Origin of the sequence: Prochlorococcus marinus CUG1416 (assembly GCF_017695965.1) — a bacterium.
Taxonomy (GTDB): domain Bacteria; phylum Cyanobacteriota; class Cyanobacteriia; order PCC-6307; family Cyanobiaceae; genus Prochlorococcus_A.
This window is the reverse complement of the sequence record NZ_JAAORM010000002.1, coordinates 620,160-645,971: the sequence shown is the minus strand read 5'-3', so window position 1 is coordinate 645,971 and position 25,812 is coordinate 620,160. Positions and strand designations below refer to the sequence as shown.

The following is a 25,812-nucleotide window of genomic DNA, read 5'->3' as shown; positions in this document are numbered from 1 at the left end:
AATGTTAATTCCAATTAATTCAAATCAAATATCAAAACTTATTCCAGCTGTAGGTACTGGAGGGCAATTTAAATACACTTTAGGTAATCCAAGGAAAATTCTTCAAAGAGTAATAATTTCCTCAATTGGAGGATTTATCTCGTTAATTATAAGTTCAACTGGAGATCAAACAAATAATTTTTGGTTATTACTTTGCGTGGCTTTCTTTTTGTACATCATTTGGGGTCCTATTCTTGAATCAAGTAGAAAAAATTTGAAGATAAGAAAATATAAATTTTTTTCTATTTTTGATGGTTACGTATCAGATATCTATAAAACAGAAAAGATTGAAAGTTCCAGAGAACAATCTAATAGGCAAGGTCGATTAGAATTAATCGAAAATAAAAGGACGTGGCTAGTTCTTGAATTAGAAGATGAATATGGCTATTTAGAAAAGTTAAGTTTCCCTATGGAAAATAAGCACAGTCAAATTAGAGTTGGTTCGAGTATTAGATGTTTATTAACATCTAATAACCGTAATTTTGATAGAGATTTTTATTTGACCGATGCTTGGTTGCCAGAAATTAACTTATGGGTTGGTGAGTACCCCTATTTATTAAGACCAGCATTTGAGGAAATTTGCTATATTTATCTGAATAGATAGATGATATTTATATTATCTAATGAAAAATACATTCAATTTTAAAATTGTTGGCTCTGGTCCAACAGGTTTATTACTTTCAATTGCACTTTCAAAATTTGATTGCAATATTTTTTTAACTGATTTATTAACAAAAGAAAGATTAATTGATAAAGATAAAACTTATGCAATTACTCACTCAACAAGAAAAATCTTATCTAAATTCGGACTTTGGGAAAAATTAGAACCATATTTATATGGCTTTGATACCCTTTCAATATCAGACAGCGTAACATCTGCTATTACGAACTTATCAATTTCTGATTTAGATGATGATATAATTTTTGCTGAAAATATTGGATGGGTAGTTAAACATTCAGATCTTATGAATGTATTTTTTCAAAAGATCGATAACTATAAAAATATTTTTTTTATTAAGCCACAAAAATTGTTACGTAAAAAAATATTATTTGATTATCAATTCTTTTCTACCGGAGCAAATTCACTTGATAAAAAATTGTTAGATTTTATAGATATAAAAAAATCTTATAATCAATCTTGTTTAACGTTTAAGGTTTCTATTAGAGGTAATTGTGAAAATCGTGCTTATGAAATTTTTAGAAAAGAAGGCCCGCTTGCATTATTACCTTTAGGGAAAAACATATATCAAGTAATTTGGACTTCCAGTACATTAAAGTCTATTGAAAGGTTAAATTCTGATAAGAATTTTTTGTTGGATAATTTATCAACTATCCTGCCTGATGAATTTAAGTTGGATCAAATAATTGGTGAATTGAATATATTTCCTGTTTCATTATCCTTGAATTTACCCGTTTTAAATTTTAAAAAATTAGTTTTTGTAGGTGATGCATTTCATACATTTCATCCTGTGGGTGGTCAGGGTCTTAATACTTGTTGGAGAGATGTTAATACTATTTTTGATCTTTTTAATGAAAACATTTCTATTACTAAAATGCATTTGATCTTATTCAAATTTAAGTATTTTTCAAGAAGGATTTTAGATATTATTTTTACTTTTTTCATAACTGACACATTGATAACAATTTTTGCAAATAGAAATCTTTTTTTATTTCCAATAAGAAAATTATCATTTTTACTTTTAAATAATTTTCTATTTATAAGAAAAATAGTCATTAATCAAATGACTAAATCTCTGATTTATTCAAGAATTAAATAAAACTCATGAATAATTTTTTATACAAAGAGATGATAATTTATTTATTTAATGAAGTAGGTTTAGAGGAGTCTTCTATTGAACTTGCTTTGAAATTGTCTATAAAAAATAAAACTCCATTACCAATCTTATTATGGAGCTATGGAATGCTAACTATTGAAGAACTTGATAAGTTATATTCATTTTTATTTCAAAAAATGGAATAATAATTCTGTTATAATTTACATATAGATTAATCAAGAACAATTACAGTTTTAACAAAAGGAAATAAGGTATCAAGGCAATCTATAGAGAAGCTTGATTTATTATTATTAATCCTAGAGACTATTGATTTAAATGGTATTCAATCCCTTTACGCCATATCAAATAGACTTAATTTAAATGATGTTTTTCCAAATAAAGTTACTATCTGGAAACTAAGGAATAATAATCCATTGAGAAAATCCTATGTGAATAATAATATTAAACTAGATGAATTTGATGCCTTAATTAAAATTACTGTTGAACTCTCTAGATATTTATATCCTTATATCAGAGAGATACTTCAATCTAAAGAAAATTTTGAAAAGAATTCAGTTATCTGGAATGATTTTAATAAGAGATTTATAGAGTTGATTAAAGAGAGATTTAACTTAGATTCTATGAGAGTGAAAAAGCTTTTAAATCAAACTGAAAATAATGAAATTGTTATAACGTTATTGCTTACGTTATCTCTTTGTATTTCAAATCAGGGTTATGAAAAGTTAAAGAATTTGTTATTCGATTTTTAATATGATACAAAATAAATTACTATTTCATCAATCTTCGGTGAGTCTAGAAATAATCGGATTGCCAGATTATTCAAATAATGAAAATAAAGATCAAATATCAATAATTTCACAATGGAAATTAACCATAATTGATAAACCACTTATTGAAGGCAAAATTGAACATTTAGGGCCTATTATGGATGCTTTTTATATTTATTCAAATCTTTTAATCAAAAACGAAATACCATTATATGAGTCTAAATTAATAGATATAAAAGCTGACAATCTCAACATACATAATATTGTTCTCAAGAGCTCTAAACCAAATGTAAAGCCATTAATTTTTAAGATTGGTAATTCATTGTTAACCGACATCATAAATTGTTTCGATCAGTTAAATGAATCATCAAAAGTTAGAATAAAAAAAACTGGTTTATCTAATAATATTCCTAAAAAGGTGAAATTTGGGTTAAATAACAAGGTTAAATTTTTCAATTTCATTTTGCCGCCATTTATTGCAATCTGTTCTTTAATTCTATTCTCCTCTACTTTTATTTATTTTTATAATCCTGTTGAAGATAAAGAAAAAAATGAACTAAAAAATCCAAAATAAAGACTATTAGCATTCAAAATATAAACACGATATTATTAGAGAAATTACTTTTCAGAATAATTATTAATTTATTCTTTGTTATTTGATGTATGGCAGATTTGAAAATCCCTAATTTAAATATGAAGTCTGAAAAATATATTTTTAAAAAGAAATTTACTTTAAGAAGAAAATCAAAAAAAAGACTATTAACTGAATCTGGCTTTATGTTTATTTTGGGTCTTTTATTAGTTTATATAAATTATTTAATACCTAACAAGAATTTGCTTTTTCAAAATCTACCTTTGACTTTTAATAAGTCTTTTATTTTAATTATTGAGCTCATATCAAATCTTTATGAAATATTTTTGGTGATTTTCATTTTTATTTCTTCGATTATTACTTTTATTTTATTAATGGGCTCTTTTTATAGGTTATTTAAGATTGGAAAGAGAAAAACGACACAGATCGGTTATAAATAATTTCAAATTGGCTGCATTAATCCCCCGCCACCTGAATCAGAATCATCGTCATCATTTTCTGTTTCTAATCCGAATAGTGCGTAGAATCCAAGAGCAATAGATGAGAAAATTATTGTTAAGGGTAAAATCGAAGTTTGTATTCCGACGTCTATATATTCACCCATGAATTAAGAAAAAATTTTTATAAACCTAACCGAAATTAAACTCTTTCGCGGATTTTAAATAATTATTTAATAATTTATTCTTTTTTAATTAGTAGGTCCTTATCAAAATTATTTATTTCTTCAAGAAATAAACCAAAGCAATACATCAATTGATCAATTTGATTTTGAACTTCAGTAACGCCTAAACCTCTTATAGTTATTAAGGAGCATTGTTCCCTTTCATCAAAATTAAATTTATTTTGAACATTACTTGGTAAAGAATTTTTAAGAATTTTGAAAGTAGAATTTTTTAATTTGGTCTCTATTAAGATGTTTGGCTTTTTGAGTTTGATCTTGTTAAAACCACATTTTTTAGCAAGCAATTTTAGTCTCATTATCATAATCAAGGACTCAACAGGTTTCGGTAAGGTTCCATATCTATTAATCCAATCTGAAGCTAATTCAGTTAATTCATTATTATTTGAACATTCAGTAGCAGATTTGTAAGCCTCAAGCTTCTCTTCTCTGTTTAATATCCATGTTGCAGGTATAAATGCATTTATTTGGAGGTCAATTTGTGTGTCACTAACTTCTGGTATTTCTTGCCCAGAGATTTCTGAAATAGCCTCATGGAGCATTTCTATATATAAATCATATCCAAGAGCATTAACTTTCCCACTTTGTTCTTCTCCCAGTAAACTTCCTACTCCTCTTATTTCCATATCTTTCATCGCAAGTTGGTATCCACTTCCAAGTTCCGAAAAGTCTTTTATTGCTTTCAATCTTTGTTTTGCAGCGTCATTAATTTTATTTATATTTGGATAAAATAACCAAGCATGAGCTTGTACTCCGCTTCTCCCAACTCTTCCTCTAAGTTGATAAAGTTGTGATAGTCCAAATTTGTGAGAATCTTCAATTATAATTGTATTTACTTTAGGAATGTCTAATCCACTTTCAATTATCGTTGTGCATATCATGAGATCAACTTCTCCGTTATTAAAAGCAATCATTGCATTTTCAAGCTCTGTTTCGTTCATTTGTCCATGAGCAACAATAAACTTTAAGTTGTGAAACATATTTTTTAATTTGTTTACAGCTTGATCAATATCAGAAATCCTTGGAAGAACATAAAATATTTGACCACCCCTATCAAGTTCTTGATTAATGGCAGTTCTTATTACATCCATATCAATTTCAGATAAATATGTTTTTATTGATCTTCTTGATGGAGGAGGAGTATTTAGTAAGCTCATTTGTCTCAGCCCAGATAAGCTCATATAAAGAGTTCTAGGAATTGGAGTTGCCGAGAGAGTTAAAACGTCTATGTTAGTTTTTATTTTTTTAATTTTCTCTTTTTGACTTACTCCAAATCTTTGTTCTTCATCTATAACAAGTAGTCCTAAGTTTTTTATTTCAATTTCTTTCCCTAGAATTTGATGTGTGGCTACTACTAAATCAATTTTGTTATTTTTTAAACCTGCATAGATTTCCTTTCTCTCATTAAGGGTTTTGAATCTATTGAGTAATGAAACTTTTATTGGGTAAGGTGAAAATCTATTATTTATTGTTCTCCAATGTTGTTGAGCTAGGATTGTTGTAGGTGCTAGTAATATTACTTGCTTGCCTGATGTAATAGCCTTAAAAATAGCCCGAACAGCAACCTCTGTTTTGCCAAAGCCTACATCTCCACAAACTAACCTGTCCATTGGCTTATCGCTTTCCATATCAGACTTTATTTCTTTTACAGCAGTAATTTGATCTGGTGTTGGTTGATAAGGGAATGATTCCTCTAATTCATCTTGCCAAGGACCATCTTCTGGGTATACGTGCCCCTTTACTTTTTCTCTCTTTGCATAAAGTTTTAAGATATCGACAGCAACTTTTTTGATTTGTTTCTTATTTTTATCTTTTATTCTTTCCCATTCTGTCCCTCCTAATTTATTTATTTTTGGCTTTATTTTTCCGCTAGATCTATACCTGTTAACACTACCGAGTTGATCAGCTGCAACACTTATCTTCCCGTCTTGATACTGAATGACTAAATAATCTCTTGAATCTCCAGTTATATTGATTTTTTCAATTTTTAAAAATTTTCCTATTCCATGATTTTTATGAACAATAAAATCCCCTGGACTAATCTTATTCAAATTAATATTTGAATTGGTACTTCTTTTTTTTCTTCTTATGAAAACATTATTAAAAAGAGATTGTTGTGCAAATAATTCTTTATCTGTTACGAGGACAACTTTCCATATAGGAAGATAAAAACCCTCTATTTCATAATTGTTCCTATTTTTTATAATTAAAGGAGTTGAATTATTAATTGACTTAAATGCTTCATCATTATCATTAGGATTATTTAAGAAGTTTGTATTACATTCGTGCTCAAAAAGTAAAGTCCTAGTTCTCAATGGCTGTGCCGATAATATCCATACTTTTTCTTTATTTTTTATATATTTATTTATATCGTTAGATAATTTCCCTATATTTTTAGAGTATGAATTTAATCTTTTATCGTTTAATAAAAAACTATTATGAATATTCTCTTTAGATTCAAATTCATACAATTTTATTAAATTAAAATTTCTCAGTGAATTTAATATTTCCTCAAACTTTAAATGCAAATTAGGCTTAGCCTTTAAGGTAATATCATTATTTTTGAGGTTTTCATTTAATTCATACGCACAATTATCAAAATTACTTTCTGAATCTAGATACCAGTTATTCGCAAATTTATTACAATCTTCTAATTCATCAATTACAAGAATTGTTTCTTTCTTTATGAAATCTATTATATTTGAAGGCTTTTTTTCAATTATTCCTAAATAACGATCAAGATTATTTTTATTTATATCTTCTGAATTAAAAATACAGTTCTTAGATAAATTATTTAACTTATCTTTTATTAGTAAATCAAATCCAGCCTGTATTATTTCAATATTATTGATACTTTCCAGTGTTTTTTGTGTATTGGGATCATATTCTCTTATTTTCTCAATTACATTATCAAAAAATTCTAATCTTATAGGGAACTCATTATTTACAGGATATATATCTATTATTTCCCCTCTCCTACTCCAGAATCCTTCTGTAGAAGTTACATCTTCTTTTTTATAACCAAGCAATGTAAGTTTATTTGCTAATTCTTGAATTTCAATTTGAACCCCTTTTTGCAGATCTAACTTGTTTTCAATTAATAATTTTTTATTTATTAGATGAGGTTGTAGTGATTTCTCTGTTGATACAACAATATTAAGTTCTTTGTTCTCTTTTTTTATTAATTTCGATAAAACAGTAAGCTGAGTAAATTCAATCTCTTTGGATTTATTGATTGACGAGTATGGTAAATGTTCTGTTGGCGGATAATATAAAACTGCTAAATCATTTAAACTTTCAAAATAACCAATCCATTTGTAGGCAATTTCTATATTAGGACAAATTAATAATATATTTTTATTTTCTTTTTTTGCAATGCTATCTAAGACTATTGATTTAGCATATCTACTTGAACCAACAATATTTAATTCTTTATTTTTTGAAATTCTTTTTATTAATTCAGAGGTAATTTGTGAGTTTGAAATATAATTAACTAAAGTATTTAAACTCATTTATAGTTATCAATCTTGATTACGAATATCCGACATATTATATTAGATTTTATACTGATTGTGAATAATATTTGATGGATTCAGCCGCAATAAATTCTTTTATACCCACACTAGATCAAGTAGACAGTTGGTACGAAATCTTTACACTTTTACCAATATTAATTGCACTAGAGTTATTATTATCGGCTGATAATGCTGTCGCACTAGCTTCTCTTACTAAATCCCTCGACAGTTCGGAATTAAGGTCAAGAGCCTTAAATATTGGTATTACAATATCTTTATTATTTAGAATTATTCTCATCATTTTATCTAATGTTCTTCTCAAGTTTATTTTTATTAGGGTTTTTGCTGGTTTTTATTTAATATATTTATTCTTCTCTAATGTTTTTTTTAATTCTGAAATAGAAAATGCCGAAAATGGCACAGATAATAATAAAAATAATTTTAAGTTCTTAAGGGTTGTAGCACTTCTCTCAATTACTGATTTTGCATTTTCCATAGACAGTATCACTACTGCAGTAGCTATCAGCGATCAATACATATTAATAATATTTGGAGCAGTAATTGGAGTATTAGCCTTAAGATTTACATCGGGGATTTTTCTAAAACTTCTGGATATATTTTCTAGATTAGAAACAGCAGGTTACGTAGCAATTTTAATTGTTGGGATTAAACTTTTAATAAATACGTTAATTAAAGAATCTATTCTTCCAGACTATTATTTTTATATTTTGATTCTTTTTGCTTTCATTTGGGGATTCTCTAAAAAGAGAATTTAAAACTTAATCTGAGAGATATTCACCTACTGAGGGCTTTAACTGTTGTATCAATTGCTTTTTGCTAGATATGTTTTTGCCTTCAAGTTTTGCTTCTATCAAAATAATCGGTTCAGTTTTAGTTGAAATTATTATTCCTTCATTTTCTATGACAGCTAGAATAATACCTGGCATGGGATAATTTCTCATGAAACTTATTTTTTCATTATTAATATCATCATTACTCAAAACTTTAATTTTAATTATTTTTAGGTTCTTACCTCTAAAAGTTGTATATGCTCGTGGGTATAATGCTTTTATTTTTCGAGAAATTTCAATTGCCTCATTCCCCCAATCAACTTTATAGTCTGATTTCTCAATCATTCTTGCGTAAGTAATTTCTCTTCCAAGGGTATTTTGTTTTGTTAATTGAGAATTAGTATTTTTATTAATATTTTCTTCTAGTAAAGATGTAGCATTTAAAAATAATTTTGCAGATAAATCACTAAGTTTTTCCGTTAGAGTATTTAAATTATCATTATTATCGATTTTAATTTTTTCTTCCAACAATAAGTCACCAGTATCTAGTCCTTCACTCATTTTCATAATTCCAACTCCTGTAAATTCATCCCCTTTCATTAGGGACCATTGGATTGGGGCAGCACCACGCCATCTTGGAAGTAATGAAGCATGTGCGTTCCAACAACCAAATTTCGGAATTTCTAATATCTCTATGGGTAAAATTTTCCCATAAGCGATAACAATAAATAAATCACAAGATAGTGATTTAAGTTCATTTACAAAATTTATATTGTCCCTAATTTTTTCAGGAGTATAAATTTTTATAGATTCTTGCTCGGCAAAGCTTTTAACAGGTGAAGATATTAATTTATTACCCCTATTTCTTTTCTTATCCGGTTGGCTAACTACTGCAATCACGTCGTGCTTAGATTTAATAAAAATATCAAGGCTCGCAAGTGAATATTCAGGTGTACCCCAGAATATAATTCTCACACGTCACCAGTTATTGATAATTCATCTACCCATATATGTGGAGAAACCCCATTTGTTGTTACCTCCTGGCTTGATTCAATATTTAATATGTTTTTCAAAAGATCTTTGATATCTCCTGCGACAGTTGCAGATTCTATTGAGATTTTTTTACCGTTTTTATAAAGCCATCCATCAAATGGAAGAGAGAACGAACCTTGACTTGCTCTGACCCCTGCATGGATTGCATTTAATTCTTCAATATAAACAAATTCTCCATCATAATTAGAGTGATTTAATGATGTGTTTAAATCGTAGTCTCCATTTGATTTTTCAACTACTATCCAATCAGGAGATACTGAAACTTTTGATCCTAGTCCAGCGTGACCAGTAGGAATTGTTTTAAATATTCTTGCAGTTGATTCAGAATGTATAAAATTTTCAATTCTCCCTTTGTTAATTAAACATATTCTTTTGGTAGGGGTTCCTTCTCCATCAAATGGTGATGAAGAAATATTCTTTTCGTGAAGACCATCATCATAAATATTAAGTGCTTCTGTAGATAGCTTCTCTCCAATAGAATTTTTATTAGATAAGCTCACACCATCTAAAATGCTTCTAGCATTAAACATTGAGCTAAAGGCGTTAATGATCGTTAAAAAAGACTCTGGGGAAAAACATATTAAATATTTATTAGTTTTAATAGATGAATAATTTAAATGAGAAATTGTTTTATTCGAAGCCTCTTTAATACACGATTCTATATCTATATCATCAACTCCATATCCAAGTTTTACGGAACCTGAGCTACGAGGTTTCTTATCTTTCTCTTCTGCTCTTGCATATAAATAGAGTGCAGCTTGACTTTTGGTGTAACTTCGAAAGGCACCATCACTATTTGCATAAACTCTCTCATAAAAACTCTCAGATAAACCATTATATGGAACAGATTTGATTGAATCATGACTTTCTAATAGTTTTACTTCCGCTTCTCTTAAAAGAGTAAGTAATTTTTTAATTCCAACAGGATTTCTATTTTTTACGTCCTTAACTTTAATAGGATCCTTGGCTAGTGGTGAGAATTCTGTACTTTCATTCTTGTTGCCAAAATCAGAAGCAATATTTGCTAGATTTAGAGCCTTTTTAATACCAGATTCACTGATATCACTTGTTGTAGTAATACCAACTAAATTAGATTCGTTCCAAACTCTTAAAGTTAAAATTTGCTTTTGTGATGCCTTAAGTTGTTTAGCCTCACCTTTATCTACTTGCACAGAATAATCATTAGAAAAGCTTGCACCATAATCCCATTTTTTAAGATTTAGGAAATCTGCAGCTTTGGAGATTTGAGTTGTAATTTCTCTTGAATTCATACCCTATCTTCCACCAACCGTGATTGAATCAACCTTAATATGAGGTTGGCCAACAGTTACATTGACACTTCCACTAATGGATCCACAGAATCCAGGCGCTAATTCAAGATCATTTCCGCACATTGATATTTTTGGCATAACTTCTTTAGCCTCACCAATCAAAGTTGCTCCCTTTACTGGCTTAGTTAATTTTCCATTTTTAATTAGATATCCTTCTTCTACCGCAAAATTAAATTGTCCTGTAGCACCTACACTGCCTCCACCCATTGATTTGCAGTAAAGACCATCACTAATACTATTTATTAAATCTTCTTTAGAGTACTCACCTTTAGCTATATAAGTATTTCTCATTCTTGAAGCTGCTGCAAAAGAATAATTTTGCCTTCTTCCACTCCCTGTTCTTTTATGGCCAGTTCGTAATTCACCTGCCCTGTCGGATATAAACTTTTTTAAAATTCCATTTTTTATAAGAACTGATTTCTCCGGTTCCATACCTTCATCATCTACTGATAATGAACCAAAGGATCCTTCTGATATGCCTTCATCTATTGCTGTAACTGATTCATGCGCAATTTTTTCATTCAACTTATTCTCGAATGGTGTTGTACCTCTCTCTATTTGTGTAGTTTCAAGCAAATGTCCACATGCTTCATGAAATATAACGCCACCAAATTTATTAGCTAATACAACAGGCATTTGTCCAGCCTCAACATAATCCGCATACAACATATTCATTGAACTTTCAAATACATCATTTGCTGCTTTTTCATGATCCCAGAATCTAAATTCATTAGGCATTCCTGATGATCCAAATCTTCTACTCCCATTAGATCTATATTGAGCATCACTAGCCATTACGTTAAGACCAACTGTTTGATGCAACCTAATATCGGAAGCATAGGTCCCATCGCTGGAGGCTATGATTACTTCCTGAAGATTTCTAGAGTAACTTCCTTTTCTAGTTATTATTTTGTTATTTTTTTTAAGAGACTTTGTACTGACTAATAGTTTTTCACTTATCTCATGAATTGATGGAACTTCATCAATCCATGTTTTCTTGGATAAACTATAATCTCTATGTTTATTTAGGCCGTTAAAGACTTCTCTGTTGTTTTTGTCAGTTATATCAAGCATCTCAATAGCTTGAGATACTGATTTCATCAAGCCATGTTTTGATAAATCATTAGTACTTACAAATCCGTCCCTTTTGTCTTTGAAGATTCGAATACCAGCACCTCTTCCAAATGATGGACTTACACTTGTAATGTAATCCTCTTCAGCAAGTACACTTGAATTGTCTGTATTTTCTATAAATATTTCTACAAAATCAGCTCCAAGTCCCATTCCATAGATAATAATTTCTTCTAATAAATCTTTATTGCAACTACCAAATTCGATTTCATTTGATTTGATTTGTGACGAAAGCATATGAGTTTAAAAATTTGCTCTGTATAAAAGATTATCTAATCTCAGGTTGGAAATCTTTGCTATCTAGAGGTTTTAATAAGTATAGTCTTAATAGCTGGTAACCGTTTGATAAATAGGTAGGTAATTTCTTTAAAGTTTTGGATATTTTATTTCCATCGCTGTTAGCAATATCAGAAAGGACCTTATTATTTTCAACTATTTTATCTAATCTTTCATAAAAAGATTTATCATATACATCTAATACTACAGGGAAAACTCTAGCAGAAGTTTCATTTGTTTTATTAATAACGTACTGGTCGTAATCTCTAGCATCTAAACCTAAAGAGCTGTAAAAATCTTTTTTGATTCCTAAATCCCTTGCATACATAGTTGCGAATACAGCAAGTAGAAAAAACCTTGACCATAACTTTGATGTTAATGGAAGATTGTTCAAAAAGTATCTAAATCTATGGAAATAGTCAAAGAGTGGATGTGTAAAGGTAGAGCCACCAATGGTAATTTTTTGACTTAAAGATTTAACAGTACGTGGTTGTGCTCTCATTAGTGCGTCAAAGAAGTCACCATGTCTATTTTCATCTTGACACCAATTTTCAAAGTAATTAAAGAGAGGAAAAATCTTGCTATCTGGATTCTTTTCAAGATGTCTATAAATTGCGATGTATCTCCAATAGCCTATTTTTTCTGATAAATAAGTAGCGTAAAAAATACTTCTTGGTGGGAAATAAGTGTAATCTTTATTGGCGGTTAAAAAACCTAAATCTAACTGTAATCCAAAGTCACTCATTGATTTATTCAAGAAACCTGCATGTCTAGCTTCGTCTCTAGCCATATGAGCAAAACATTCAGCAAGAAGAGGGTTTTTGTCTTTAATCCTCTTGCTAAGCTCCTTATAAAGTAAAAAGCCGGAAAACTCTGAAGTACAACTTCCTTCAAGAAAATCAACAAAAAGTTCTCTTGTCTCAGGATCTAGTTTTTCTGCAGCTCCTTCAAATTCACTATTTCTTACAAAATGATGCCTATTGTAGTCTTTCCTAAACTCCTCACATATAGCTTCCAGTTCCTCCTCATTTATTGATAAATCCATATTTTCCATTGCCTCAAAGTCTGTTGTGTAGAACCTTGGAGACAAAATTGTTTCCTTTGCTGGTGCCTTTCCATTATTTACTTCTTTTTTATTTTTAGATTCAATAGTTGATTGAGACATCTTTACTTTGATTTGTTAATACTATTATTTACTATGATTTGTATTTTCGAGGGAAAAGTTAACTAGGTGTCATTCTTTTTTTATCAATTTACTCCTAAAAGTTTTTGCCCGTTTAATCTCTGTAGAACTCTTGAAATTATTAATTTAAGGGTTATTCTTTTCTCGTCAATAAGAAATGATTCGATTATGCTAGGTTTTTGATTTGGTTTGGATAAAGAAATACTTTTTAATGAACTTATGTCCTCTTTATCGAATGATAGCCAAAAGCTGCAAGTTTCCTTTATTTCGCAATTTATTACCCAGCATTTATCTCCAGCAATTGGTCTATTGGTGTTTTTGAGATTAATATTGTTTATTTCTAATCCTCTTTGATTAATTTCTTCTACTAAAGAAGGAATTAAATGAATATTAATAAACTCTTGGAATGGCTTTTTTTCTATGGGGAGTTCTTTTTTGAGATTAGAATTAGTATTAACTGTTGGATCATTATCATTTTTTTTATCAACTCTAGAAGCAAGATTATTATTTGAGTTAGTACGATTTTCATTGATAACTTCATTATTTGGTTCTAAATTTTCTTCCATAAAAAAATACTATTTACTATATTTATTATAAATAAAAATAACCATTTTTTATAATTAGAATTATCTAGTTTACTACCAATCATTATCGTCATTATTCCAGTCATCTTTGTTATTAGGTTTATTGGAATAGTTTTGATCTTTTTTAAAATTATTTTCTTCCGTATTTTTAACTACTCTGTAATTAACAGATATTGTTGGTTGAGCATCTCTAATGTCCCTTTGTGGTGGTATATCAATATTACATTTGATATCTTCTTCATTATTTAGAGGTTCATAATTTTCTTCTATATTTTCAATAACATTTTTCTTATAACTACTAATTGTGTTTGTTAATAACGTACTTATTAATAAACCAGAAAAAAATGAAATATTGATTAACTTACCTATACTTACTTCTTGGATAGTCCATTTAAAGTATCTAAATGAAGTCCTTTGTTTATTATTTGTGTGTAATGCAATTTGAACAATTATTATTAAGATAATAGTTAATAATAAATATTTCTTCTTAATAATCATTCTAAAAAAGGTTTCTTCATTTTACTTAGTTTAATAATATTTACATGATTTATTGTTGATAATTTATTTATATTAATTCTAAATCAATTTGATATTTAAGAATATCTACTTTTATAATTTTTACTTCTATTTCATCTCCAACTTTATATGATTTCTTAGATTTTCTTCCAATCAATAAATTTTGTCTTGATCTATATTCATACCAATCATTATTAAGAGTACTGACATGGACTAAACCTTCTACATTTAATTCATATATATCTACAAAAAAACCATAACTTTGAACTGAAAAGATAAACCCACCATAAGTATTACCTAATAATTTTTCTGCTTCTCTTACTTTTTTTATACTTATCATATTAGATTTATATTGGTTGACTTTGTTTTTATATTCCTTAAGTTTATCTATTACAAATTTATTAAATAGTGTATCTATATTCTTTGACATTGATGAATTAAATATATCCCAATTTACAGACTCCCATGAATTACTCTCCATTATATTTATATCATTTATGTTACTTTTCTTCGATTTCTTCCCATTTATTATCATATTAAAAATACAGTACTGATTCAAAAGATTCGTGAAGTCATATCCTGGCATTGTCCAGGGAGAAATAAATAGTTTTTCTGATTCATCATCATCATCTGATTTTTTAGAAAGTAGGCGTATTTCATTTTCCTTAAATTCATTAATTAACAGTTTATGTAATATTCTTTTTTTACTATTATCATCGCATAATTTAATTATTTGACTAAATGTTAAATTACCATCTTCATTTAGCTCTATATCATTGCCTATAAACTCTGAATATTTGATGATTTCATTTACATTTATGTAATCCAAATCACTTGATATGTATCCAGCACTCTTTAATCCGTATTTATTTGAATGTTTGAACCATATTATATTAGCTTCATTTAGGATTGGGGCTAGATATGTTTGGCAATCATCTTTTTTTAAAGGCTCAAAATATCCTTTAGAATATTCACTTGGGTTATGGATAAAAAATTCATCTATTGATTTTATTTTATTAAGTTGGGTAGGAATTTCAACTTTACCCTCCATGAGATGTGATTTTCTAAATGATGTTGAAATTTCTAATATTTTATCTAAATCTTTAATATGTTCCTTTATGGGTTTTAATAATCTCGAGGTGATTCTAGTTTTACTTTTTCTAGATAGAAGAGCTTCAGTGAGGTCACTTCCAACAATCAAAGAGCATTTTACTAAAGTAAGGTGAAATGACCACTCAGTAATTTCATTATCACTATTCAAATGCATACAAAGACTTATGGCTTCATTCTTTTCTCCTAAATTAAATTCAGATGGATTTCTTATTGCTTCACTAAGGTAGTTTTGCCAATTATTCAATAAAGGTAATGACTCAAAGCCGTTAAAGAATATTTCTAGGGACTTTTTACTATTTAGTTCTACTCTTTCTGCAATACTATTTGAATGTAACCATAATCTAGAAGTTCTATCTTTTCCTTGTTCTATTTGAATCATAGGGAGCATAGGTGAATTATCAGAATCCCAACTTTTAAACAAATAAGAGTTTTTATCTGATAAGTCGATTCTTTGCCTTTTTTCTATTTTTTTTGATTCGATAAGATTATTATTGTTTAATTTATTGATATTGCTTTTAGACAAAACAAAATCTGTATCGAATTCCTCATTACTATTAAGCTGTAGTTCTTTTATCACATGGCCTAAACCTTCCTCTTGACCTATGGGAAATCTATCAATCGCAACTTTAACTATATTTTTATTTTCTGGTTTGTAGATATATTTTTTATTCTCTTTTGGAAGTCTTATTTTAAAAAGTATCCTATCATCGATAGGAATGGCATATACATCATTTTTTATTATTTCAACTTTAGAAAGAAGTATCTGATTTGTTCTTTCAAGAATACAATCAACTATTCCCTCCGGTGATCTTCTTCTGAATCCCTCTTTTATTATCCTTACTAAAACTTTATCTCCATTCGATGCATTATTTAGGAGATTTTCTTTAATATAGATATCTTCTTTGCTTTTTTCTCTTACTGCAAAGCAATAACCTTTGCTACTACACCTTATTTTAGCGACAATGTGATTACTATCTTTTATGAAAGTATATTCATCATCTTTGTTTTTGTTTATTATTTCTAATTTTTCAAGAGCTTTTAGAGCTATATTTAGTTTATTTTTATCCGATATTTTTGTTAATTTTAATGATCTGCATAATTTCTTATATTCCACCCCTTCTGACTGATTTAAATTATCAATTATTGAAGATGTTGTGAACATGGTATAAATGAATATTTATAAATTAATTAGGTTATACATAATACATTATTACACCTTTTAACCAAGCTTAAAACTAATTTTTTTCTTTGTCTTCATTTTCTTCTTTGTCGATAGCGAATGAATTTATAAATAGCCTGATACCAATAATAAAAAATGTTATGGAGGCTATTGATTTAAGAACTACTTCTGGTAGAAAACTTGAGATAGAGCCGCCTGTTAATGCTCCGAGTAAACTTGCAAAGACAAGTGCAGAAGAGGATCCTAAAAAAACAGCTAATGGTTTATTTGAAGTACCACTTATCGTTAAAGTAGCTAGTTGGGTTTTGTCGCCTAATTCAGCAATGAAAACGGTTATAAATGTTGACAGTAATAAACTTAAAACCATTTATATATAAATTTTGAAAGTATCATAGGCTAAAAATACACTAATAATTATCATTAAAGCTCCTGTAAATAAAGCAAATTTGCTTGGAGATATTTTTTTTGATAACCATTTTCCAATTAGGACTCCAACTACACTAGAGCTTATCAAAGCTAGAGAACTTCCAAGAAAAACAATTATTGGCTTACCAGATTCAGCAGAAAGCATTAGTGTGGCTATCTGGGTTTTATCGCCAAGTTCTGCAATAAAAATTGTTGTAAAGGTTGTTATGAATATCGATAAGAAGCTTTTTTCTACATTATTTTCTTTTTTATCTAATTTACTATTCATTTTCGTGAAACTGCGATATTAAAATTTTTCATTTCTTTACTTTTGTATCCATAATTTGATGAAATATGTTGTTTGCAACAATCTATAAGAAATTTATCACCAAATTTTAAAAATCCTTTAAATGAAACTGAGAATTCATTTACTCGGCAAAAGTGAGGTCTTGTTTCATAAATTAAGCATTTTTTATTATCTCTGTCCAGATTTTTACACCAACCGTCTTTAGCTGTCATTGAATTTATCAAAGCGATATCTTCTTTGTTAAGTTTGTCAGCCAAGTCGCTTCTTTCGTTTAAGTCGAATTTACAACAAGCTCCACAATTTTCTATACATGTCCATGATTTCATAATTTAATTCAATCTTGTAACGTATCAGTACAGTTCTTTCATTTATTTGTAAAAATAGTATCACAAAACATATTCATTATCATGGCAAATCTTATTGTATTAGGCGTAGTTGCATTATCAGGACCAGCAATAATTGCTCTAGTATTTTTTAGAAATAAATAATCTCCTTTGTGAATACTAATCTCGAGGGTGTTTATTGGGATTTAGATGGTACTATCGCAAATACAGAATTAGAAGCTCATTTACCTGCTTTTAATCTAGCTTTTAAGGACTTTGGTTTAAATTGGAATTGGGAAACTAATAAATACATCCAGCTTTTGAGAATTAACGGAGGCAAAAATAGAATTGCCTACTATTCTAAATCAAACGATGATAATTTATCAGATGAATTAATTATCAAAATCCATGAAAAGAAACAGTTTCACTATTTAGAAATTATAAAAAAAAATTGCGTTAACTTTAAAACTGGAGTTTTTAGATTAATAAATGAATTACATAAAAAAAAAATAAGGCAATTTATTGTAACTTCAAGCTCTAGAAGGCAAGTGGATTTAATTGTTGAATATCTATTTAATGGTATAAATCCATTTGAGTTTATTATCGCAAGTGAGGACGTTGAATTAAAGAAACCACATCCTTTACCTTATTTAAAGGCAGTTCAATTAAGTGGTATTAAAAAAAATAACTCAATAGTTTTCGAAGACTCTAATCCAGGCTTAATTTCTTCTTTAGCAGCTAACCTGCCGACAATATTTGTTCCTTCTAATATCCCAATAGTTCTTGAGGAAAATATTAAATTAGATTGTATTTTAGACAGTCTAGGTGATGAGAACAATGTGGCAAATGTAATTAAAGGTCCTAAACTTAAAACACCATATGTTGACCATAGCTTTCTAAGTGAATATTTAAAGACTTTTAGCAATGCAAAAAACTAAGTTTTCAAGGATTACCTATCAATTAAATAATGTATTATTTGGTTTTCTTAGTGATACTTGGAGGTCTAAATCTATTGGTCTAATTTCTGTTTTGACTGGTTATTTTTTGTTTGCTAATTTTATTACTAAATTTATATCCGAAGGTAAAAATGAATTAATAATGGTTCCAATAATTATTGTGTTTATTGAAATTATTATAAGAATCAAGCCTTCCTCAAGTTCAAAATATTATGATCTTTGGTCCGTAGTTGATAAATTAAGAATTGGTGCAATCTATGCAGTTATACTTGAAGCATTTAAGTTAGGATCTTAAAACCTATTCTTCTTCTTCTTCTTCTTCAATAGGATAAACAAATCCTTGAGCTTTCCCAGTTAATACTGATTTACCTAATGATATAGCTTTCTGAGCTGCTAATGCTGCTTTTCCTTTCCAAACAGCATGTCTATGATTCCTTTTGCTTTTTGATTTTTTCTTCTTTGGTACAGCCATTCTGTTTCTTTATTTCCTTATAATAATATAACCTTTAAGTGGTTATCTCCGAAACTTTTGAGTATATTTTGTTTATATACGTCAATTTTATAAATAAGCATATATGCTTTATTAATCACTTTTAAAGATTAGTGTTTAGATCAAAATTCTCATATTCAAATTCTAAATCAAGTTATTCGGATCTTCTAGAAGATATAGACTCGGGAAACATAGAATCAATATTTTTCTATCCTAGGCAGAGAGAAATTGATGTTCTTTACAAAAATGGTGATAAATTTAAAATACCTATACTTTATAACGATCAATTAATCCTTGAAAAGGCTACTGAAAATAAAGTAGAACTAACTATCAACAATAGTAGAAAAGAATCTTCAGCTGCTAATTCATTTGCTTCAATCAGTCTTTTCCTGATTCTTGTATTAGCCATAGTTTTAATCATTAGGAGTACATCAAAACTAGCTTCAAGAGCCTTTGGTTTTAGCAAAAATCAGGCTAAATTTGTAACTATTGATGATGTAGATACGAGATTCGATGATGTGGCTGGTGTCCCTGAAGCCGCTGAGGAATTAAAAGAGGTTATAACTTTTTTGAAGGAACCAAAAAAGTTTGAAAATCTTGGAGCTAAAGTGCCAAAAGGAGTTCTCTTGATTGGACCACCTGGAACAGGTAAAACATTATTGGCTAAAGCAATTGCCGGAGAATCAGGAGTGCCGTTTCTCTCAATAGCTGCATCAGAGTTTGTTGAACTATTTGTTGGTGTTGGGGCAAGCCGAGTCAGAGATCTATTTGCTAAGGCGAAGGAAAAATCTCCTTGTATAATATTTATTGATGAAATTGATTCTATTGGAAGGCAAAGAGGTTCTGGGATAGGAGGTGGAAATGATGAAAGAGAGCAAACTCTCAATCAGCTTTTAACTGAATTAGATGGTTTTGCTGATAATTCAGGGATTATTGTTTTAGCAGCAACAAATAGACCAGATATTTTAGATGCAGCATTATTAAGACCAGGAAGATTTGATAGAAAAATAGAAGTAATGCTTCCGGATTTAGATGGAAGAAAAAAAATTCTTGCAGTTCACTCTCTTTCAAAGCCACTCTCAAGCAAAGTTGACTTAGGATATTGGGCTTCAAGAACAATTGGATTTTCTGGAGCAGATCTGGCCAATTTGATGAACGAGAGTGCTATTCACTGTGCAAGAGATAAATCTAAATTTATTAGTGATATTCATATAGAAGGTTCTCTAGATAAAATTACCATTGGCCTTAGAAGTACATTAATAACTTCTTCTAATATGAAAAAAATAATTGCTTATAACGAAGTAGGCAGAGCAATTGTATCTGCTGTGAGAAATGGAATTGCATCAGTTGATAAAATTACAATTTTACCTAGATCTGGATCTTTAGGAGGATATACAAAGATATGCCCAAATGAAGATGTAATTTCTAGTGGCTTGATTTCAAAAAAATTATTATTTTCCAAAATTGAAATTGCTCTTGCAGGAAGAGCTGCAGAAATTATAGTTTTTGGCGAAAGCGAAATTACACAATGCTCCATAAACGATATTTCTTATGCGACGAATATTGTAAGAGAAATGGTTACAAAATATGGTTTTTCAATTCTTGGTCCTATTTCAATGGAATCTGATAATAATGAAATGCTTATGGGAGAAGGATTTTTTAAAAGAAAGCCTCTCATAGCAGAATATACTTCTTCTAGAATAGATAATGAGATCATAAAGATTTCTAAAATGTCATTAAATAATTCAATAGAAATACTGCATAAAAATAGAGTTTTACTTGATAAATTAGTTGATATACTTTTAAATCTAGAAACTATAGATAAACAAGTTTTTAAATTAACAACTTCAAAATTGTTGAAAGTTTGATTTAATTGCTTTAGATTAAAAAAAATATTTTCTTGATAATTAAAAACAATTCAACGAGGTTATTATTTACAGTTTTATTCTTGCTTATTTTTCCATTTATTCAAAAACAATGGTTTAATTTGTATTTATTTAATATTAATGATATTTCTTTTTATTCAATTCTTTACTATTTAAGCGGTACAATATGCCCAACTCTGATATGTTTAAACTCTTTAAATAACTTTACTTACTTTAATTTTAATAAGAATAATATTTATAGTAGAAAAATAATTAAAGGTAAAGCTTTATTTTTATTAGTAGCAATAAATTTGATATTTCTATCGTACTTAATAGCCGATTATATATATTTAAATTTTGATCTTATATGTAATTTACTTATCGAAGTAATTAATTTACAAAAACCTGATATTTTTCAGTTAAGTTTATTCATATCTTTAATTTCTATTTTATTGATTTTTAAGAAATCTAGGCTTTTATTTAAAAAACTAATATTAGTAAATTTTATTTTGATTTCTTTTTACATTTGGTATCTTCAGATTAATAATATGAATGTTGATGATCAGTTTCATATTTATAGATATTTTGGTTTAAATGACTTAAATTTAATTAATGTTTTTATCTTATTTGCTATAGAAATTTCTTATTTTACGTGGTCTTTTTTATCTTATAAAACAAATTTAAGCGATTGGATCGTTCACAGGCCTCAAAAAGGGGATTTAATCCCCTTTTTGAATATTTCTATTTTTTATTTATTTATAATTATTTACTACTCAAAACTTACTTAACAGTTACTAATCCTTCTACAGCGCAGAAAAATATTCCTTACTCCCTTTGGGGTCCTCTAACATTGTTTTCTCCCCGGGGGTCCAGTTTGCTGGACATACTTCATCTGGGTTTGCCGCAACGTATTGATAACCTTGAAGGATTCTTAGTGTTTCATCAACATTTCTACCTACAGGAGCCTTGTTAACAGTTGTATGCATAACTATTCCTTCAGGATTGATCAGAAATAAACCTCTATCGGCCTCTCCATCATCATTAAGAACATTATATGCCTGGCAAATTTCTCTTTTTAGGTCAGAAACTAATGGGTAGTTAATATCGCCAATTCCACCTTCATTTCTTGGGGTTTGTATCCAAGCTAAATGACAGTGTTTGCTATCAACTGATACACCAAGTATTTCAGTATTAAGTGATGAGAAATCTTTATATCTATCACTAAATGCTGTGATCTCGGTTGGGCAAACAAATGTAAAATCTAATGGGTAAAAGAATAAAACAACCCATTTACCTCTTAGAGCTGAAAGTGTAATCTCCTTAAACTCTTGATCATATACTGCAGTAGCAGTAAAATCTGGTGCTTCTTGTCCAACTCTTAAGCTCATGAATAAATTTGTCCTTATTTAAATTATGTGTGGTCTTAATGACCGTAATAGGTATTATAATTTTATTAATAATAAATTAGCAAGTTTTTTTCTATTTCAATGAAATGGCATTTTTCCTTTAGTAGGAAGTTTACAATTTTAAATCATAATAAACTTTTAAAAAATCTCAAAAAGGAGTTAATTAAATATCCCATTAAAAGACCTGATATTAATAATTCGAATTAAAAGAAATTTTCTTTTATTTAATATTCCTTTAAATTCAAATCTCTATAATTAATATTATTCTTTTAGTAATTTTAATCATGGCTAATTATATTGAAAGACTAAAGAATAAAATTAGAATAAAAAAGTTTGATTCTAATCAGCCAATTGGAGCTTGGATTTTCGTTGTAATACTAAATATAGTTGGATTTGCGGGTTATTTTTACTTAAAAGTAAATCATATTCAACTAGGTAGTTGATAAATCATTTTATTTCTTTTTTAATTGATCGACAAAAATTCTTTAATCTTTCATTGCTAGTCAAGTCTGGTAATGTCCATATTGATTCTGTTTCCGGTATTGGATAATTACTCCATTCTTTGAATTCCTCCATTATCGAAGCATTATTCAATTTCGATATAAACTTTTTTCGCTTTTTTATATATTTCCGAATAACAGTTAAGTTTGTTTCGATATATTCTCTCATAGTGAAAAACAAATCTTTTATTAATCTATCATCTCACTTGTTTGCATTGATGGGAGACATTGATTAGACGTTTTGTACAGCTTGAAAAAGACCAAATGAATAACCCCCTATTAGGATCCAGCCAAGTACACTTGATATTATTGTGGATCTTCTATTGTGTCTTCTAATAGCTGATTCAATCATTTCATTAACCTCATCTTTATTAAGATATTCTTTTCGAGATTCTTTTTTCATTTTTTTTTCTTATAAGATAAACGAATTTATAAAAAAGTGAGTATAAATTTTTTTCTGTACAGTTAATGTGTTCTATCTGGTGAATTTATAAATAATTTTGTATGTATTAATAAATATATTAACGATCTTAGGAGCAATTTATAAAAATCTAAGATAGAGTTGTCTCAATAAAAGATCCTAGAATTTTTAATACAAATAATGAATATTAATGATAAATCTGTCTTAGTAATGCTTAATAAACTAATTGCCATAGATAGGCTAAATAAAACTCAAATTCTCCAAATGGTGAATTTAGTTTCTCTATCAAATGATATCAATGATTTGAAAGATAATTTAAAATGGGAAAGGTCCAAATCATTTCATCAAAATAATTATAATATATAAACTAAATGTTGGATAAATATTAATACTTGAAATTTAAATAAGAGCCAAATAATATTTAATTAAACTAATTAGGAGTTTTCAAAGTTATTTATATAAATTGTTCAAATAAATTTTTGATAATAAAGTTTCTTATAAGATACTTTCTCTTGATTACTATGATTAAGTGTTGTTTTCTTATCCTTGTTAAATGATTTAATTAATACTGTAGAAGTTATTATTATTAATAATATAATTAGTAAATCTCCAACCGTAATCCCTCTCTCCTTAAGATTCATAAGTAAGTTAAATATTTTCCTTAATATAGCCTTTTTTATTTATTAAATTAATATTGTTTACAAACATACTAAATATATATTAAGTAAATATAAAAAGAATATAAAATTGTTAAGACTAATGGCTATTAAATCTTATAAAAACAATAGATAAGATCTGTATTAATGGATATCAAAAAAAAAATAGGTAGTTCCAACACTCCTAGTTTTTTCTCTAATGAGATGATTATCACAAAAAAATCTCTTAACGAAAATCAACTCAAATATACTTATCAAAAACAGTTAATCTCAGATCTAGATATTAAGCACAAGGAATGGTCAAAATGTGTTGACAGTAAGTTTTAAAAGCTTTTATTAATTATATTCAAAAGTTTATTTCTTTTATTTTTATTTTTCTCTTCCCAATGAATTGTTACTTCATCATTAATGATTGGTTTTGCTTCATAAGCTAAATACCAAAGAATAAATCCGGCAGGGAATATTAAAATATGCATAACAAAAATTAGTTGACTTAAATTAAATATAGTGCAACACTTGTAATATGCAAGTGTGACACTAAAAATTTATTATTATGCCCTCTCAAAGGAAAAGAATTGGGTTTCTACCGAGTGAAAAAGTTCACGATATTATTGATAAATTGTGTAGAGCTAATGAATTTAGTCAATCAAAAGTTACAGGTTTATTGGTTGAAGAAGCATTAAGGTCTAGAGGTGTATTAAGTGACTCTTTTCCTCATAAAACAAGAGAAAATTTGAACTTCATTAATGATTTCATAGAACAAGAAACATTCCCTAAAAATAATAAGTCCCCAAGTCATAGTGATGATTATACAGTTAATAAAAAAGTCTTATCCGATGATATCAAAATGATGCATGAATTTATCGAGTTTAAGTACTTTAAAAAAGTTATGAAGCAAAATAACAATATTATCGAATAAAAGTGTCACACTTAGTTTTGTTCATGTAAGATACCTTTTCTATGAAATGAAGAAATAAATAATAATGAATATTTATGAAACCCTTCATAAACAATTCCTAAAAAAAAGTGAGCCTAAAATTAATTTAATCCTAAAAAATCAGCGGACTAAATTCTCGGGGAGAAATGAACCTTAGTCCGCTTTAAATAAATAGCAATATAAAAATATTAATACAATAAACATGTGTATTGCCTTTAGATCTAAAATTAGAAGACCCAAATAATATATATTAATGCCAGTAACAGAATTAAATGAAGACACACAGGATCAAATATGTGATCTTCTTGAAAATCTGCAGCAAATAGAGAAGCTTAAAAATAAAGATATGCGTATTTTGCTTGATAAAATTGTTAGGCAATATGGAGGAAAAGTAGTAAATAAATGAAACGCTTATTAATCCGACTATTTGATTATTTTGAACTCTTTTAAATCTTGAAAGCTTCGAATTTATAACCTAAAAAAATTTTCTATCACTTTTATATATCTTTATGTTTTCTCAATTGGCGCCATAGTTAAACCTTTACTTACCAGTTGCTCGTGATAAAACTCAGCCTGTTCAAAATTACCTCTCCATACTTCTGCCGAACCTGACTGGTCTACTTCAATGGCTAGATCCCATGATCTCTTTTCACTCATTCCTGGAATTATTGCCGAAAGGGAGTTTGCTACATGTTGAAACGTATTAAAATTATCATCAAGAACTATCACTCTTGCTTCTGGATATTTATGTTTTGCTGTGTTTGGTTCTAAGACTGTAGTAGGTGAAGTGGTAGATAATTCCATTGTTAATGTTGTTTCTTTTGATTAACTACTGACTGCTTAAATTCTAGTCTTCTTGCAAGTCTATGAATGGCAGACCATGTTGCGGTTTTCCTTATAGATAGTAAGACTACTTGCTAGTCATTTTGTGGAGTTAAATCTTAATTCTTTAATACTTTTCCAAGTGCTAAAGGGCTAATTAAGTTATTCATTACTCCTT

Annotated in this window: 32 protein-coding genes; 14 read left to right on the top strand and 18 right to left on the bottom strand. The window is 28.3% G+C overall.

Annotated elements, in window-relative coordinates; translation table 11 throughout:
* Window position 1 precedes the first annotated feature (1 nt).
* Genes HA146_RS04965 through HA146_RS04945 form a run of 5 tightly spaced genes read left to right on the top strand, consistent with a single transcriptional unit; the run spans window position 2 to window position 3,176 of the window.
* Window positions 2–643: a hypothetical protein gene (locus HA146_RS04965; RefSeq protein WP_209108438.1), complete on the top strand. Its 642-nt coding sequence runs from the start codon at window positions 2–4 to the stop codon at window positions 641–643.
* A 19-nt stretch (window positions 644–662) separates the two neighbouring features.
* Entirely contained in the window at window positions 663–1,817 is a 1,155-nt protein-coding gene (locus HA146_RS04960) for an FAD-dependent monooxygenase (RefSeq protein WP_209108437.1), read from the top strand.
* A gap of 5 nt (window positions 1,818–1,822) precedes the next feature.
* Entirely contained in the window at window positions 1,823–2,020 is a 198-nt protein-coding gene (locus tag HA146_RS04955; protein WP_209108436.1) for a DUF2949 domain-containing protein, read from the top strand.
* Window positions 2,021–2,059: 39 nt separating this feature from the next.
* A complete protein-coding gene (locus HA146_RS04950; RefSeq protein WP_348535280.1) occupies window positions 2,060–2,584 on the top strand; it encodes a DUF3038 domain-containing protein in 525 nt (174 codons plus the stop codon).
* Between the two features lie 37 nt (window positions 2,585–2,621).
* On the top strand, window positions 2,622–3,176 hold the full coding sequence (locus HA146_RS04945; RefSeq protein WP_374027176.1) for a DUF4335 domain-containing protein: 555 nt from the start codon (window positions 2,622–2,624) through the stop codon (window positions 3,174–3,176).
* Between the two features lie 460 nt (window positions 3,177–3,636).
* Here HA146_RS04945 and HA146_RS04940 read toward each other — a convergent pair whose 3' ends face one another.
* On the bottom strand, window positions 3,637–3,798 hold the full coding sequence (locus HA146_RS04940) for a hypothetical protein (RefSeq protein WP_209108434.1): 162 nt from the start codon (window positions 3,796–3,798) through the stop codon (window positions 3,637–3,639).
* 74 nt (window positions 3,799–3,872) lie between these two features.
* Window positions 3,873–7,385 carry a transcription-repair coupling factor gene (gene mfd, locus HA146_RS04935; RefSeq protein ID WP_209108433.1) on the bottom strand — a complete coding sequence of 1,171 codons (3,513 nt, stop codon included), beginning with the start codon at window positions 7,383–7,385 and terminating at the stop codon, window positions 3,873–3,875.
* Between the two features lie 74 nt (window positions 7,386–7,459).
* Here mfd and HA146_RS04930 point away from each other — a divergent pair, with 74 nt between their 5' ends.
* Complete coding sequence (locus tag HA146_RS04930; protein WP_209108432.1) at window positions 7,460–8,164, top strand: TerC family protein; 705 nt, start codon at window positions 7,460–7,462, stop codon at window positions 8,162–8,164.
* Between the two features lie 3 nt (window positions 8,165–8,167).
* Here HA146_RS04930 and fmt read toward each other — a convergent pair whose 3' ends face one another.
* The 10 genes from fmt to HA146_RS04880 all read right to left on the bottom strand — a co-directional run bounded on the left by fmt (window position 8,168) and on the right by HA146_RS04880 (window position 17,584).
* On the bottom strand, window positions 8,168–9,154 hold the full coding sequence (gene fmt / locus HA146_RS04925) for a methionyl-tRNA formyltransferase (protein WP_209108431.1): 987 nt from the start codon (window positions 9,152–9,154) through the stop codon (window positions 8,168–8,170).
* On the bottom strand, window positions 9,151–10,503 hold the full coding sequence (locus tag HA146_RS04920; RefSeq protein ID WP_209108430.1) for a TldD/PmbA family protein: 1,353 nt from the start codon (window positions 10,501–10,503) through the stop codon (window positions 9,151–9,153). The genes fmt and HA146_RS04920 overlap by 4 nt, the downstream gene beginning before the upstream one ends.
* 3 nt (window positions 10,504–10,506) lie before the next feature.
* Window positions 10,507–11,931 (bottom strand): TldD/PmbA family protein, encoded by a 1,425-nt coding sequence (locus tag HA146_RS04915; protein ID WP_209108429.1) that lies wholly within the window; start codon window positions 11,929–11,931, stop codon window positions 10,507–10,509.
* A 31-nt stretch (window positions 11,932–11,962) separates the two neighbouring features.
* Complete coding sequence (acsF, locus tag HA146_RS04910) at window positions 11,963–13,135, bottom strand: magnesium-protoporphyrin IX monomethyl ester (oxidative) cyclase (protein ID WP_209108428.1); 1,173 nt, start codon at window positions 13,133–13,135, stop codon at window positions 11,963–11,965.
* 83 nt (window positions 13,136–13,218) lie between these two features.
* Complete coding sequence (locus tag HA146_RS04905) at window positions 13,219–13,719, bottom strand: DUF2996 domain-containing protein (RefSeq protein WP_209108427.1); 501 nt, start codon at window positions 13,717–13,719, stop codon at window positions 13,219–13,221.
* Window positions 13,720–13,791: 72 nt separating this feature from the next.
* Complete coding sequence (locus HA146_RS04900; RefSeq protein WP_245157418.1) at window positions 13,792–14,235, bottom strand: hypothetical protein; 444 nt, start codon at window positions 14,233–14,235, stop codon at window positions 13,792–13,794.
* Window positions 14,236–14,302: 67 nt separating this feature from the next.
* Window positions 14,303–16,528, bottom strand: a complete 2,226-nt coding sequence (locus tag HA146_RS04895) for an RNB domain-containing ribonuclease (RefSeq protein ID WP_209108426.1) — start codon at window positions 16,526–16,528, stop codon at window positions 14,303–14,305.
* A gap of 73 nt (window positions 16,529–16,601) precedes the next feature.
* Window positions 16,602–16,913, bottom strand: coding sequence for a TMEM165/GDT1 family protein (locus HA146_RS04890; protein WP_209108425.1), 312 nt, complete (start codon window positions 16,911–16,913; stop codon window positions 16,602–16,604).
* Window positions 16,914–17,240, bottom strand: coding sequence for a TMEM165/GDT1 family protein (locus tag HA146_RS04885; RefSeq protein ID WP_209108424.1), 327 nt, complete (start codon window positions 17,238–17,240; stop codon window positions 16,914–16,916).
* The gene (locus tag HA146_RS04880; RefSeq protein WP_209108423.1) at window positions 17,237–17,584 is read right to left on the bottom strand and encodes a YkgJ family cysteine cluster protein; all 348 of its coding nucleotides are present in this window, start codon (window positions 17,582–17,584) and stop codon (window positions 17,237–17,239) included. Before HA146_RS04880 ends, HA146_RS04885 begins: the two co-directional genes overlap by 4 nt.
* A 170-nt stretch (window positions 17,585–17,754) precedes the next feature.
* Between HA146_RS04880 and HA146_RS04875 the strand changes: the two genes are divergently transcribed.
* Together HA146_RS04875 and HA146_RS04870 are read left to right on the top strand one after the other, a co-directional pair.
* Complete coding sequence (locus HA146_RS04875; RefSeq protein ID WP_209108422.1) at window positions 17,755–18,519, top strand: HAD-IA family hydrolase; 765 nt, start codon at window positions 17,755–17,757, stop codon at window positions 18,517–18,519.
* Window positions 18,506–18,832, top strand: coding sequence for a DUF565 domain-containing protein (locus tag HA146_RS04870; protein ID WP_209108421.1), 327 nt, complete (start codon window positions 18,506–18,508; stop codon window positions 18,830–18,832). The genes HA146_RS04875 and HA146_RS04870 overlap by 14 nt, the downstream gene beginning before the upstream one ends.
* Before the next feature lie 3 nt (window positions 18,833–18,835).
* Here HA146_RS04870 and rpmF read toward each other — a convergent pair whose 3' ends face one another.
* Window positions 18,836–19,009 carry a 50S ribosomal protein L32 gene (gene rpmF, locus HA146_RS04865; RefSeq protein ID WP_209083759.1) on the bottom strand — a complete coding sequence of 58 codons (174 nt, stop codon included), beginning with the start codon at window positions 19,007–19,009 and terminating at the stop codon, window positions 18,836–18,838.
* 131 nt (window positions 19,010–19,140) lie between these two features.
* On the opposite strand from rpmF, the gene ftsH reads away from it, so the two are divergent.
* Window positions 19,141–20,895 carry an ATP-dependent zinc metalloprotease FtsH gene (gene ftsH, locus HA146_RS04860; protein ID WP_209108420.1) on the top strand — a complete coding sequence of 585 codons (1,755 nt, stop codon included), beginning with the start codon at window positions 19,141–19,143 and terminating at the stop codon, window positions 20,893–20,895.
* A gap of 800 nt (window positions 20,896–21,695) precedes the next feature.
* Here the strand turns inward: ftsH and HA146_RS04855 are convergent.
* Complete coding sequence (locus HA146_RS04855; protein ID WP_209108419.1) at window positions 21,696–22,280, bottom strand: peroxiredoxin; 585 nt, start codon at window positions 22,278–22,280, stop codon at window positions 21,696–21,698.
* Window positions 22,281–22,582: 302 nt separating this feature from the next.
* Here HA146_RS04855 and HA146_RS04850 point away from each other — a divergent pair, with 302 nt between their 5' ends.
* The gene (locus HA146_RS04850; RefSeq protein ID WP_209108418.1) at window positions 22,583–22,741 is read left to right on the top strand and encodes a hypothetical protein; all 159 of its coding nucleotides are present in this window, start codon (window positions 22,583–22,585) and stop codon (window positions 22,739–22,741) included.
* Between the two features lie 4 nt (window positions 22,742–22,745).
* Here HA146_RS04850 and HA146_RS09720 read toward each other — a convergent pair whose 3' ends face one another.
* Together HA146_RS09720 and HA146_RS04840 are read right to left on the bottom strand one after the other, a co-directional pair.
* The gene (locus tag HA146_RS09720; RefSeq protein WP_432419972.1) at window positions 22,746–22,874 is read right to left on the bottom strand and encodes a hypothetical protein; all 129 of its coding nucleotides are present in this window, start codon (window positions 22,872–22,874) and stop codon (window positions 22,746–22,748) included.
* 156 nt (window positions 22,875–23,030) lie between these two features.
* Window positions 23,031–23,201 carry a hypothetical protein gene (locus HA146_RS04840; RefSeq protein WP_209108416.1) on the bottom strand — a complete coding sequence of 57 codons (171 nt, stop codon included), beginning with the start codon at window positions 23,199–23,201 and terminating at the stop codon, window positions 23,031–23,033.
* 198 nt (window positions 23,202–23,399) lie between these two features.
* Between HA146_RS04840 and HA146_RS04835 the strand changes: the two genes are divergently transcribed.
* Together HA146_RS04835 and HA146_RS04830 are read left to right on the top strand one after the other, a co-directional pair.
* Window positions 23,400–23,585, top strand: coding sequence for a hypothetical protein (locus tag HA146_RS04835; protein ID WP_209108415.1), 186 nt, complete (start codon window positions 23,400–23,402; stop codon window positions 23,583–23,585).
* A gap of 437 nt (window positions 23,586–24,022) precedes the next feature.
* Entirely contained in the window at window positions 24,023–24,202 is a 180-nt protein-coding gene (locus tag HA146_RS04830) for a hypothetical protein (RefSeq protein ID WP_209108414.1), read from the top strand.
* On the opposite strand, the gene HA146_RS04825 is transcribed toward HA146_RS04830, so the two are convergent.
* Window positions 24,199–24,351, bottom strand: a complete 153-nt coding sequence (locus tag HA146_RS04825) for a hypothetical protein (protein ID WP_209108413.1) — start codon at window positions 24,349–24,351, stop codon at window positions 24,199–24,201. The two genes, HA146_RS04830 and HA146_RS04825, sit on opposite strands and share 4 nt — an antisense overlap.
* Window positions 24,352–24,428: 77 nt before the next feature.
* On the opposite strand from HA146_RS04825, the gene HA146_RS04820 reads away from it, so the two are divergent.
* Both HA146_RS04820 and HA146_RS04815 read left to right on the top strand, forming a co-directional pair.
* Window positions 24,429–24,794 carry a hypothetical protein gene (locus tag HA146_RS04820; protein WP_209108412.1) on the top strand — a complete coding sequence of 122 codons (366 nt, stop codon included), beginning with the start codon at window positions 24,429–24,431 and terminating at the stop codon, window positions 24,792–24,794.
* 271 nt (window positions 24,795–25,065) lie between these two features.
* Entirely contained in the window at window positions 25,066–25,218 is a 153-nt protein-coding gene (locus HA146_RS04815) for a hypothetical protein (protein WP_209108411.1), read from the top strand.
* Window positions 25,219–25,319: 101 nt separating this feature from the next.
* On the opposite strand, the gene clpS is transcribed toward HA146_RS04815, so the two are convergent.
* Window positions 25,320–25,616 (bottom strand): ATP-dependent Clp protease adapter ClpS, encoded by a 297-nt coding sequence (gene clpS / locus HA146_RS04810; RefSeq protein ID WP_209108410.1) that lies wholly within the window; start codon window positions 25,614–25,616, stop codon window positions 25,320–25,322.
* Window positions 25,617–25,812: the final 196 nt, after the last annotated feature.